Genomic DNA, 12,250 nt, shown 5'->3' on the forward strand with positions numbered 1-12,250 from the left:
CCCGGCTTTCGACCCGGCAATAATTGCATATATATAGCTGTATATCGATTCGACTGCAGATAATTTCCGCTATCATCCGCATTGACGGCTGGATTCACGAATAGTCGTGAATGGGAATGACAAACATAACAATCCTCGGCGCGGGCGCCGGCGGCGCCATGACCGCCAATATCCTGCGTCGGAAACTCGGGCGAACCGAGGCGACTATCACCCTCGTCGACAAGAGCGTCGAGCACTTCTATCAGCCGTCGTTCTACCTCGTCCCGTTCGGCTATCTGGAGCCGGACCAATCCCGGGACGTACGCGACCTCGTCCACAGCGATGTCGAGTTCGTACACGACGAGGTAACGGGTGTCGATCCCGACGACCAGGTCGTACACCTCGAGGAGGCCGACGAGGACCAGAGCTACGACTATCTGGTGGTGGCCACCGGCCACAGGCTCGCCCCGGAGACGACCCCGGGGATGGTCGAGGGCTGGGAGGAGACGGACGCGGTGTACCCGTTCTACCACTACGAGGCGGCCCTCGAGATGCGCGAGGGACTCGAGGACTTCGACGGCGGGACCTTCCTCGTCACGCTCCCGGACACGCCGATCAAATGCCCCGGCGCGCCGCTGAAGATGACGATGCTCGCCGAGGACTACGCCCGACGCGAGGGGTTCCGCGACGACGCGGAGTTCATCATGACCCGAAACGCCGACCACCACTTCGGGGTCCAGCCCTACCGGGACAAGCTCTACGAAATCTGGGAGGAACGCGACATCGAGTTCCGCGACCACACCGGGGTCGAGGAGGTCGACCCCGACGCGGGGGTCGTCCACACGACCGATGGGCAAATCGAGTACGACCTCTATGCCCCCGTCTCGCCGCAGTACGGACAGGAGGCGATCACCGAACACTCGCCACTGACCGAGGGCGACGACGAACACGATGGGGAATACGTCACGATCGACCAGCATAGCCTCCAGCACGACGAGTACGACAACGTCTTCGCGCTGGGGGACTGCGAGAACGCCCCACACTCCAAGACCGCGGCGGCCGCCCGAAAGGAATCCCACGTCGTGGCCGAGAACGTCATCCGAGCGATGGACGGCCGCACACCCAGTCCGGACTACGACGGCTATGCGGCCTGCCCGCTGCTGACCCAGAAGGGAAAGGCGATGATCGCGGAGTTCGACTACGAGGAAAGCATCTCCGCGCCCGTCGAGAGCCGTGCCAACTGGGTCATGGACGTCAACGTCCTTCCCTCGGTCTACTGGAACCTCTGGATGCGCGGGTACGACCCGCTCCCGATGTAGATCTATGAGTGACACTGATACAGGTGGCGTCGGCGAGGAGTCCCTCAGCGACGAGGAGCTGGCGGAACTCGCCGCGGCACTCGACGAGAACGCCGACGAACTGCGAGAGCTGCTGGAGCTTTTGACCGCGCTCCAGGCGACGGCCGAGGACCTCGCCCCCGAGATGCGGCGGGCGGTCCGGGAGAACCGCGAGCCGCTCCGGGAGGTTCGGATGGCCTTCGAGCGCGAGGAGACCCTCGTGCTCCTCCAGCAGGTCGGCGAGCACTCCGAGGAGCTGACCGAACTGCTCGTCCTGCTGGAGACCGCTGAGGGGCTGTCACGCGATCTGGCCCCCGAGGTCCGCCGGGCGGTCCGGGAGAACCGCGACGTCCTCCGGCGGGTCAGGATGGCCGTCGAGAACGAGGACCTCGTCGTGCTCGTCGAGCGACTGGGCGAGAACGCGGACGCGCTCGCCGAGACCCTGAACCTGCTGGCGGCGGCACAGGGACTCGCCGAGGACCTCACGCCGGAACTCAAGGCGGCCACCGACGAGGCACGCCCGACGCTCCGCCGGCTCCGCATGCTCGCGGCGGGGTTCAGCGAGGCCACCGCCGACCGGGACGTCGAGCCCTACGAACTCGGGCAGAACCTGGGGAACGTGCTGTTGTTCGCCCACCAGCTCGGCGATCCCGAGGTCGTGAAGACACTCGACGCCGGGCTGGACGCGTTCGAGGAGGAGCCCGAGGAGGTGGGGCTGCTCGGGCTGCTCGGCGCCCTCCGGGACCGGAACGTCAGGCGTGGGGTGGGCCGCATCATCGCCTTCCTCCGGGGGGTGGGCGCGGCGTGACGACCACCGATATCCGCGCGTCGGTCGGTGACGCGACCCACTGGCAGGCGGGCGACAGCCGACCCCGGTTGCAGTCGTCGCCGTCTCCTCGACGCCCGCGAACGACGGCGGTACCATCGACGAACCGAGGAACCGCTTATCGACCGATACGGACGACATACATCGAACCATGGTAGACACTATTACGGCAGAAGAACTCAAAGAAAAGCTCGACCGCAACGAGGACTTCGTCCTCTTCGACAACCGAAGCCCCGAAGACTACGAGAACTGGCACATCGGACCGGCGATAAACGTCGAGTACTCGTCCACCCACGACGAACTCCGCGGCGACTTCGACGCCCACCGGGACGAACTCGATGAAGACGCGGAGATCATCAACATCTGTGCCGTCGGCAACGCCTCCGAAGCCTTCGGCGAGTGGCTCGCGGAGCGAGGCTACGAGAACGTGGCCACGGTCGAAGACGGCATGGAGGGCTGGAGCCGGGTCTACGACGTCGTTCCCATCGCGACCCGGGACGACGACATCGAGATCCTCCAGCTTCAGCGCCGCGCGAAGGGCTGTCTGGGCTACGTCGTCGGGTGCAAGCGCACCGGCGAGGCGGCGCTTATCGACCCCTCGCGACACACCCGGCAGTTCCTCGAGGCCGCCAGCGACCACGGCTTCGACGTGACGGCCGTCTTCGAGACACACATCCACGCCGACCACCTGATGACGGGCGGCAAGCAGCTCCGCGACGAGCTGGAGGTGCCCTACTACCTCGGAAGCGAGATCGGGACCCGTGACCCCCAGTTCGAGTACGACCCCGTCGAACCCAACGGGACCGTCGAGATCGGCGAGGTAACCATCAAGGGCATCCACACGCCCGGCCACACCACGGGCTCGACGAGCTGGCTCGTCGAGGACGAGGCGCTGATGACCGGCGACACGCTGTTCGTCGAGTCGGTCGGCCGGACGGAGCTCCAGTTCGAGGGCGGCGACGCCGAGGACGCCTCGGCGGTGCTGTACGACACGCTCCAGAAGCTCATGGCCGAGCCGGACACTGTCAAGGTCTTGCCCGCGCACTTCAACGTCACCGACGACGGCGAGTACGTCGGCGTGACGCCCGGACTCCCGATGCAGGCCACCATCGGCCACATCCGGACTCGAAACGAGATGGTTCGGATGGACAAAGACGAGTACGTTCAGGCGGCCTTCGAGAACATCCCCGAGAAGCCCCCGAACTACGAGGCCGTCATCGCGACCAACGAGGGCAAACGGGAACTGGAAAGCAAAGAGGAGGCCAACGAACTCGAGCTCGGGCCGAACCGGTGTGCGGCAACCGAGGAGAGCGTCGTCGGGGACGACTGAATGTCGCTCGAAGAACACCACGCCGCGTGGCAAGGGTAAGCGCATGCTGGAATCACTCTCGCCGCCGCCGGCTCTGATATCGAACCGGCCGCCGAACAGCGAACTCGGAGACCGGTTGCGGACGCGAGAACGCGCAGCCGGAGACAGGGTAGTACTAGTATGAATTACGGCTTCGTCATCGACAATCGGCGTTGTATCGGGTGTCACGCCTGCACGGTCGCCTGCAAGGCCGAACACGACGACCCCATCGGTGTCAACAAGACCTGGGTGAAGTACATCGAGAAAGGCGAGTTCCCGAACACGAACCGCAACTTCTCGGTGATGCGGTGCAACCACTGCGACGACTCCCCGTGTACGGACGTCTGTCCCGTAACAGCCCTCTGGGAACGGGAGGACGGTATCGTCGATTTCGATCCCGAACGCTGTATCGGGTGCAAGGCGTGTATGCAGGGCTGCCCGTACGACGCGCTCTATATCGATCCCGAGACGTCCACGGCAGCCAAATGCAACTACTGTTCCCACCGAGTCGACACCGGACGCGAACCGGCGTGTGTGACCGTCTGCCCGGAAGACGCTATCATCGCCGGTGATATGGAAAACAACGACACGGAAATCGCGGAGACGATCAGCCGCCAGGAGGTGCAGGCACGCAAGCCCGAGAAAGGGACCGAACCTAAACTCTTCTACGTCGACGGCGACGAGGCGAGTACGACACCAGGGACGACGGGGCGTGCCGACCACTATATGTGGAGCGATGCGCCCCACCAGACCGAAATCCAGGGGGGCGAACGCGAAGACTTCGACCTCCAGCGGGCTGCCGAATCACTCGCCGAGTCCAACGTGAGCTTCGACGAGTCCGCTGCGGACGGACCGCGTGCTGACGGCGGTTGTGCCTGCGGTGGGAACTGCCAGTGTCAGAGGGACGATGACGACTCCACGATCGCGTCTGACGGCGGCGTCGCCGCCGGCAGCGCCACACACGACACTGCCGACGACAGCGGTGGCTCCGAACGAACGGGGAGATCACGAACGGAGCGGGCGTACGAACTCCTCCACGAGGAGGCCGAGCGCGTCTACGACGTCGGCGAGGACCACTACAAATCGTGGGGGTGGGAAGTCTACGCCTACACCTGGACCAAGTCGATCTCCGCGGGCGTCTTCCTGCTCCCGGCACTACTGATGGCGTTCGGCCTCATCGAGCCGAGCACGACGCTCGTGGGTATCAGTTCGGCCATCAGCATGGTTTTCCTCGGTCTCACCGGCGTTTTACTCATCGCCGACCTCGAACAGCCCGCGCGGTTCCACTGGGTGCTGTTGCGACCCAACTGGAAGTCCTGGCTGGTCAAGGGAGCCTACATCATCACCGCCTTCGGCGGCTTCCTCGCGCTGATGGTCGCCGGCTGGGTGCTGGGTCTGGACGTAATCGTCAATCCGGCAGTACTGCTGGTCGGGTCCGCCCTCGCGACGGCGACGGCGGTCTACACCGCCTTCCTGTTCAGTCAGTCGAAGGGGCGTGACCTCTGGCAGAGTCCAGCGATGCCGATTCACATGTTCACACAGGCCGTTGTCGCGGGCGGCGCAGCGACCGCCCTGCTGGGCCTCGGCGGCTTCGATGGGCTCGTCGGCCCGTCGCGACTCGTCCTCGCGGGCGGCCTGCTCACCCACACGGTCCTCGTGGCATCGGAAATCCTCACACCTCACCAGACTGCAGACGCCGAGGAAGCGGCCGCCCGCATCACGCGAGGCGAGTTCGCTCGGCCGTTCTGGCTGGGCGCTATCGGCGTCGGAATCGCCGTGCCGCTGGTGATCCTCGCCGCCAGCGGTATCAGCGCTGCAATCGCCGGTGCCGGCCTTCTGGCCCTTGCCGGCCTGTTCGCCTTCGAGTATTGCTGGATAACCGCGCCGCAGACGATATCACTCGCATAACCATGGGACACGAATACGACCTGAGTCGGATCGAGAAAGTCGCCGAACGGCTCGGCCTGATTTCGAACCGGTCGACCGACACGACCAAACAACGGCAGGGACGTAGCGACGAGGTCACACCGACCGGAGACGGAAGACTCGATTCCTACCCCGATCCAGCGACGTGGGACGACTGGACCGAATACGAGTCGTCGGGCGAACCCCGCGAGTACTCGGTCGTGCCGACGGCCTGCTTCAACTGCGAGGCCGGCTGTGGGCTCCTGACCTACATCGATACGGAGACCGGTGAGATTCGGAAAATCGAAGGGAACCCCGAACACCCCGGCTCGCGGGGGCGAAACTGTGCGAAAGGCCCCGCGACGATCAACCAGTTGAACGACCCCCAACGGATCGAGTATCCGCTCGAACGTGACGGGCCGCGTGGGTCCGGCCAGTGGAGACGCGTCTCCTGGGACGAGGCGCTCGACGATATCGCCAGCGAGATGCGCGAGGCCCTCGAAGACGACCGCGGTAACGAGATCACCTACCACGTCGGTCGTCCGGGCCACGAGGACTACATGGACCGGGTGATCGACGCCTGGGGCGTCGACGGCCACAACTCACACACGAACATCTGTAGTTCCGGCGCCCGCTGTGGGTACGGCCTCTGGCACAAGTACGACCGGCCGAGCGCCGATTTCGCCAACGCCGAGTTCGTTCTCCTGCTTTCAGCGCAGCTCGAATCCGGCCACTATTTCAACCCGCACGCACAGCGCATCATGGAAGGGATGCAAGAGGGCGGCGAACTCGCCGTCATGGACCCGCGGCTCTCGAATACCGCCGCCATGTCGGATTACTGGCTGCCGACCCAGCCCGGTAGCGAGGCGGCCGTGCTACTGGCGATGGCCAACGTCATCCTCGAGGAGGAACTCTACGACCGCGAGTTCGTGGAACGCTGGGTCAACTGGCGACAGTTCCTCGACGAAGAGTACCCCGGTCGCGAGCGAACGTTCGAGAGCTACATCGACATCCTGAGAAACGACCTGTACGGGCGGTATACGCTCGAATACGCCGAATCCGAAAGCGGTGTCGACGCGGCCAAAATCGAGAAGGTCGGGCGCAAGATCGGGAACGCTGGCAGTCGGTACGCCAGTCACATCTGGCGGTCGGCCGCCTCGGGCAACAAGGGTGGTTGGCAGGTCTCCCGGACGCTCCATTTCCTGTCGGTACTCACCGGCAGTGTCGGGACCGAAGGCGGTACCTCGCCGAACGCCTGGCACAAGTTCGACCCAGACCTTCCAAACGAGCCTCCCCGTCAGAAGCTCTGGGACGAGCTCCAGTTGCCCACGGAGTATCCGTTCGCCCACTACGAGATGAGCGAGTTGCTGCCGTACTTCCTCAAGGAAGGACGAGGGAAGATATCGGTGTACTTCACGCGGGTGTTCAATCCCGTGTACACCTACCCCGACGGGTTCTCCTGGATCGAAGCGCTTACTGACGAAGACAAAATCGGGATGCACGTCGCTCTCACTCCGACCTGGAACGAGACGGCGTATTTCGCCGACTACGTGCTCCCGATGGGGCACAGTCCCGAACGCCACGACATCCAGAGTCAGGAGACCCACGCCGGCACGTGGGTCACCTACCGCCAGCCGGTGCTTCGAGAGTACGCCGAACGGGAGGGCGACGACGTCGACCGGACCTACGAGGCCAACCCCGGCGAGGTGTGGGAAGAAGACGAGTTCTGGATCGACCTTTCGTGGCGAGTCGACGACGACGGCGACCTCGGCATTCGCGAGCATTTCGAGTCCCCCTACCGCGATGGGGACGGCGACGAGCCGGCGAAGATGACGATCGACGAGTATTACCGGTACGTCTTCGAGCAGGAGGAGAAGCTGGTCGAACTCGCCGAGGAGGCGGACATGACGCCCCTGGAGTACATGAAACACTACGGGGCGTTCGAGGCCTCTGAAAACGACTACGAACGCCACGAGGAGCCGCTTGACGAAAGCATCCTCGAGGAGGACGACGTCCGGGTCGACGAGTACGGGACGATCCGTCGGGGCGAGGCCCCCGAGTACTACTCCGAGATGGACGGTTCCGACGTCCTCGGGGTGATGGTCGACGGGGAACCCAGGCGCGGCTTCCCGACACCGACCGGGAAACAGCAGTTCTACTCGAAGACGATCGCCGAGTGGGGGTGGGACGACCAGCAGTACACGCTGCCGAACTACATCAAATCGCACGTCCATCCCGAGAACATCGATTATGGGGACGGTGAGATGGTGCTGGTACCGACGTTCCGGCTACCGACACAGATCCACTCGCGGTCGTCGAACTCCAAATATCTCGAGGAGATCTCACACAACAATCCGGTCTGGATGCACACCCAAGACGCCGACCGCCTCGGCGTTGAGACTGGCGATCTCGTCCGAGTGGAGACGGATATCGGCTACTACGTCAACGAAGTGTGGGTGACCGAGAGCATCAAGCCGGGAATCGTGGCGATGTCCCATCACATGGGACAGTGGAAAGTCAACCGCGAGGAGGCCGACACCGATATCGAGGAGGGCGGCGACCCCTACGGGAAGGTCACGGTCGATCTGAATAACGAGGCGAGCCAGTGGGGGATGCGCCAGACGGAGGGCATCCAGCCGTTCGAGAGTTCGGATTCCGATAGCGAACGCGTCTGGTGGACCGATGGGGGCGTCGCCCAGAACCTGACGTTCCCGCCGCATCCGGACCCGGTCTCTGGGATGCACTGCTGGCACCAGCGGGTGACCGTGCGCCCGGCCGAGGACGACGACTACTATGGGGACATCTACGTCGACACGGAACGGTCGATGGAGATCTACCGGAAGTGGCTGGACGAGGCGAATCCAGCGCCGGGACCGAACGGGCTGCGCCGGCCCAAATGGCTCAAGCGACCTATCTCCCCACCAACCGATCCCGGCGAGGACGACGCCTGGTACGTCGGCGGTCCGGTCGGCAGACACGAGCGGTGGGAGCCGGACGAACGGACGACGGTGCCCGACGACGGGGACGCCGGCACCGACGGCTCGCGGGAATGACGCCGACCGACTCACCGGCAGACGGGACGGAAGCGCGTCTCGAGCGGGTGCTCGGCGACGCCGACATCGGTGGTGACGTTCTTTCCGCGGACCTCGGCGACCTCGGCGCGCTCGAGGTCTCGCTCGACGGATCCGAAGCGACTGTGACGGTCACGCTCCCGATCCCGTCAGCCGAAGTCCGCACAGCTATCGAGCGTGAGGTTGCCGAGAGCCTGAGCGAACTCGAGGGCGTCACCGCACTCGAGTGTCGATTCGAGCCGGACCCGCCGGACGACGGCGAACGCGTCGATTTCATCCCGGCGGTCAAGAACGTTATCGCGGTCGCCAGTGGCAAGGGCGGCGTCGGCAAAAGCACCATTGCGGCCAATCTCGCAGTCGCCTTGGCGGACGCCGGCGCCGACGTCGGCTTGCTCGATGCGGACGTCTACGGACCGAACGCGCCGACGATGCTCGGACTGGGCGACCGGACCCCGGATGCGACGCCCGAAGACGAGATGCTCCCGCGTGAGGCACACGGCGTGAAGGTGATGAGCATGGAGTTCATCGTCGGGGAAGACGATCCCGTCATCTGGCGCGGACCGTTGGTCGACGAGTTCGTCAAGCAGTTGTTCGGGGACGTCAAGTGGGGCATGCTCGATTACCTCATCGTCGACCTCCCACCCGGGACCGGCGACGCACAGCTTTCGTTGGTCCAACATCTCCCCGTGACGGGCGCCGTCATCGTGACGACGCCGCAACCGGTCGCCAGAGACGATGCACGGCGCAGCCTCGAGGGGATTACCCGCTATGATATCCCAGTACTTGGAATCGCCGAGAACATGGCCGGCTTCGAGTGTCATGCGTGTGGTTCGGAACACGCCATCTTCGATGAAGGCGGTGCTGAACAGCTGGCCACCGAGTTCGACGTACCCGTCCTGGGGAAGATTCCCATCGATCCCGAGATCGGCGCGTCGCAAGCGGATACGGACCAGCCCGAGCCACCGGGCGTCTCGATTCCGGGCATCGGCCGGCTTCAGCTGCCCCGGACCAGAGCAGAGCGCGAACGCCTGACGACCCGCAAGCCGATGGTGGCCCGCGAGGAAGGGGATTCACGACGGGCCTTCGAGGTGCTCGCGACCCGGACCGCAGCGCGCATCAACGACTTCGTCGTCACGAAAGAAAGCGGGAAGCGTGGTGAACAGGACCGTACCTGATAGGCACCATCGTCGGATTTCATCGCTTCCAGATACGGCCACGAGGACCGACCTCGGAACCCCGGTTGGCTACGATACCCCCTGTACGTCACGGTAGCCACGATCTCCGCGCCAATCGTTGTGGTTCGTACTCCAGACCAGCGGTAAGCCTATGCCGATGGGCTGACCGGAACGTCGTGGTCTCAAGGGACGCCTCCGCTTTCAAGGAGACCCGTTTGCTTGCCCGTCGATTCACTCTCGCTTATAAACAGAAACTGAAAGACAGGGGACAAAAGGCATGCTCCGTCAGGGATTCGAACCCTGGTCCTTGCCGTGAGAGGGCAAGATGATTGGCCGGACTACACCAACGGAGCGTTCGATGCATCTCATTGTATCCGGGAGGAACGTATAACGGTTGCGTTTCGGCGTAGCCCTGTTGTGGTTTCACACCACCACAGCGCCCGTAAACGCGAGGTTTCGACAGTCGGTCAACCGAAGTGTTCGGCGCCAGCCATCGTCGACGAATTCGGCTTCGATGTCGCTGATTCGCGAGGCTTCACAAAGAGAAACGCAGGCTGGTCAAGCGGTGCCGCCGACGGCGAGTCGTGGCGTCGATACCATCAACGTCGGTGAGGAAAGCGATAGGGCGTTTCAGACCGATGACGGCAGTAGAATACGGGTCCGACGAAACCGGCGTCCGTGAGACCTCGGGCCTCAGGGAAGCCGGTTACAGGACGTCGTCGAAGTCCTCGTGGCCGCGGATGTCGACGCCCTCGTCGGTGACCGTTGCGAGGTAGACGCCGTTGCCGGAGCCGGTGTCGCGTTCGACGGCCGCCTCGACGGCACGGGCCGACAGCGTCGTCGCCTCGTCGATATCGAGGTCGGGTTCGTAGTCGTTCTCGAGGACACCGTAGGCGAGCTGCATCCCACTGCCCGTAACGGTGTAGTCGTCGGCCATGACGCCACCGGCGGGGTCGATGGAGTAGACGTGGCTGCCCTCGTCGTCGACGCCACCGAGGATGGGGCGGATGGCCCGGAAGGGGCCGCCACGGGCAAGGTTGCCCGCGAGCGTGCCCAGCGCTTCGATGTTCATCGGCTCGCCGCGTCGGGTCTCGTAGAGCGACGACTCGGCGCGAAGCGACCGGATGAACGACTGGGCGCCGCCCACGGAGCCGACCAGCGTCAGCGCCGCTGTCGGGTGGATCTGCTCGACCTTCTGGACGTTCTTGTTGGAGACGAACCGGCCGCCCAGCGACGCGCGCATGTCGGTCGCGATGGCGACGCCGTTTTCGGTTGCGATGCCGACCGTCGTCGTTCCGGTCTTGTTGACCGTGTCGTCCTCGCCGGGCGTGGACGGCACCTGACCGAGTTCGGGTTCGTACGGCGAGGCCGTCTCACCGAGATGGTCCTCATTCATCGGTCTCACCGCCGGTTTCGGGGAAGTACTCGGCGACCTCGTCGGTCGAGAGCGTCTCGAAGCTCTCGGTCTCGGCGTCGACCGTCGAGAGTTCGACGTTGCCGGGTTCGAGGTCCTCGTTGGCGGAAACGAGCGCCTCGACGGCGAGTTCGATACCCCCCTCGAGGTCGATGTCCTCGCTGTAGCCGGCTTCGAGGGTCTCCTGGATCTCCTCGCGGTCGCCGCCGACGGCCGTCGCCTTCCACTCGTAGGGCGTCCCCGAGGGGTCCGTCTCGAAGAGGCGCGGTTCGCCGTCGTAGATGCCGCCGACCAGCAGCGCGACCCCGAACGGGCGGGCGCCGCCCGTCTGGGTGTACTGCTGGATGTGGTCGGTAACGGCCTTCGTCAGCGTCTCGACCGGAATCGGCTCGCTGTATCGGAGCCGTTCGGTCTGGGCACGCCGGCGCGCGAAGTCGATGAGCTGGCGAGCGTCGGCCACGTGGCCGGCGCTGGCGATGCCGATGTGGTCGTCGATCTTGTGAAGCTTCTCGACCGAGGACCGCTCCATGAGCGGCGACCGAACGCGCCGGTTGGCGGCGAGTACGACGCCGTCCGGCGTCCGGACACCGACGCTGGCGGTCCCACGGGAGACCGCTTCCCGTGCGTATTCGACCTGGTAGAGCCGTCCGTCCGGGGAGAAGATGGTGATCCCGCGGTCGTAGGCCTGCTGTTGTGAATTTCCTTGCATAGTGTGAGAGGCCAGAGGGCCTTACCCCGGGTTAGGACCCCCCTATATATACGTTCCTTATAATGGGATAACCTTGCCCCGACATTCGGTCAAGGGCAAAGAGGGTTACGCCGCCGCGGTCGAGCCTCAAGAGCGTTTTGGCAGTCGGAGGCGCGACGGCCGCCGTTCGGCGGTATTCTGCCCCCGAATCCGACTATCGCTGTCGGAACGTGACGACGGTGCGAACGCCCTGTCCGTCGGTCGATTCGGTCGTCACGTTCGGCCCGAACACGTCGTCGAGATCGATGACCGTATCCAGTACCTCACGGAGAGCGTCCGCCTCGGCGTCGGCCTCCAACAGTTCGATGCGCACCTGCCCGCGGTTCTGGCTCACGTCGGCAACGGTGTACTTCGTGTGTTCGAACGCCGACCGGATATCGTCCGACAAGTCGCTCATAACGTCCCGTTGGTCCGGCGACAAAATAAGTCCCCACCCCGGCCGTCCGG

At 64.5% G+C, this 12,250-nt stretch carries 9 protein-coding genes and 1 tRNA gene; 6 read left to right on the top strand and 4 right to left on the bottom strand.

Annotated elements, in window-relative coordinates:
- Positions 1-116: 116 nt before the first annotated feature.
- The 6 genes from V5A53_RS08520 (at position 117) to V5A53_RS08545 (ending at position 9,641) form a co-directional block, all read left to right on the top strand.
- Entirely contained in the window at positions 117-1,298 is a 1,182-nt protein-coding gene (locus tag V5A53_RS08520) for an NAD(P)/FAD-dependent oxidoreductase (RefSeq protein WP_332313174.1), read from the top strand.
- Between the two features lie 4 nt (positions 1,299-1,302).
- A complete protein-coding gene (locus V5A53_RS08525; protein ID WP_332313175.1) occupies positions 1,303-2,124 on the top strand; it encodes a DUF1641 domain-containing protein in 822 nt (273 codons plus the stop codon).
- A 169-nt stretch (positions 2,125-2,293) separates the two neighbouring features.
- Positions 2,294-3,472 carry an MBL fold metallo-hydrolase gene (locus tag V5A53_RS08530; protein WP_332313176.1) on the top strand — a complete coding sequence of 393 codons (1,179 nt, stop codon included), beginning with the start codon at positions 2,294-2,296 and terminating at the stop codon, positions 3,470-3,472.
- 159 nt (positions 3,473-3,631) lie between these two features.
- Positions 3,632-5,398 carry a 4Fe-4S dicluster domain-containing protein gene (locus tag V5A53_RS08535; RefSeq protein ID WP_332313177.1) on the top strand — a complete coding sequence of 589 codons (1,767 nt, stop codon included), beginning with the start codon at positions 3,632-3,634 and terminating at the stop codon, positions 5,396-5,398.
- 2 nt (positions 5,399-5,400) lie between these two features.
- Entirely contained in the window at positions 5,401-8,448 is a 3,048-nt protein-coding gene (locus tag V5A53_RS08540; RefSeq protein WP_332313178.1) for a molybdopterin-dependent oxidoreductase, read from the top strand.
- Positions 8,445-9,641, top strand: coding sequence for an Mrp/NBP35 family ATP-binding protein (locus V5A53_RS08545; RefSeq protein WP_332313179.1), 1,197 nt, complete (start codon positions 8,445-8,447; stop codon positions 9,639-9,641). The genes V5A53_RS08540 and V5A53_RS08545 overlap by 4 nt, the downstream gene beginning before the upstream one ends.
- Before the next feature lie 278 nt (positions 9,642-9,919).
- Here V5A53_RS08545 and V5A53_RS08550 read toward each other — a convergent pair.
- The 4 genes from V5A53_RS08550 to V5A53_RS08565 all read right to left on the bottom strand — a co-directional run bounded on the left by V5A53_RS08550 (position 9,920) and on the right by V5A53_RS08565 (position 12,200).
- Positions 9,920-9,994: transfer RNA gene (locus tag V5A53_RS08550), tRNA-Glu, on the bottom strand.
- Positions 9,995-10,347: 353 nt separating this feature from the next.
- Positions 10,348-11,037, bottom strand: a complete 690-nt coding sequence (psmB, locus tag V5A53_RS08555) for an archaeal proteasome endopeptidase complex subunit beta (protein ID WP_332313180.1) — start codon at positions 11,035-11,037, stop codon at positions 10,348-10,350.
- Complete coding sequence (gene psmA / locus V5A53_RS08560) at positions 11,030-11,764, bottom strand: archaeal proteasome endopeptidase complex subunit alpha (RefSeq protein ID WP_332313181.1); 735 nt, start codon at positions 11,762-11,764, stop codon at positions 11,030-11,032. The genes psmB and psmA overlap by 8 nt, the downstream gene beginning before the upstream one ends.
- 193 nt (positions 11,765-11,957) lie before the next feature.
- Entirely contained in the window at positions 11,958-12,200 is a 243-nt protein-coding gene (locus V5A53_RS08565; RefSeq protein ID WP_332313183.1) for a hypothetical protein, read from the bottom strand.
- Positions 12,201-12,250 lie beyond the last annotated feature (50 nt).

Origin of the sequence: Natronomonas sp., from assembly GCF_036625485.1 — an archaeon.
In the GTDB taxonomy this organism is placed as follows: domain Archaea; phylum Halobacteriota; class Halobacteria; order Halobacteriales; family Haloarculaceae; genus Natronomonas.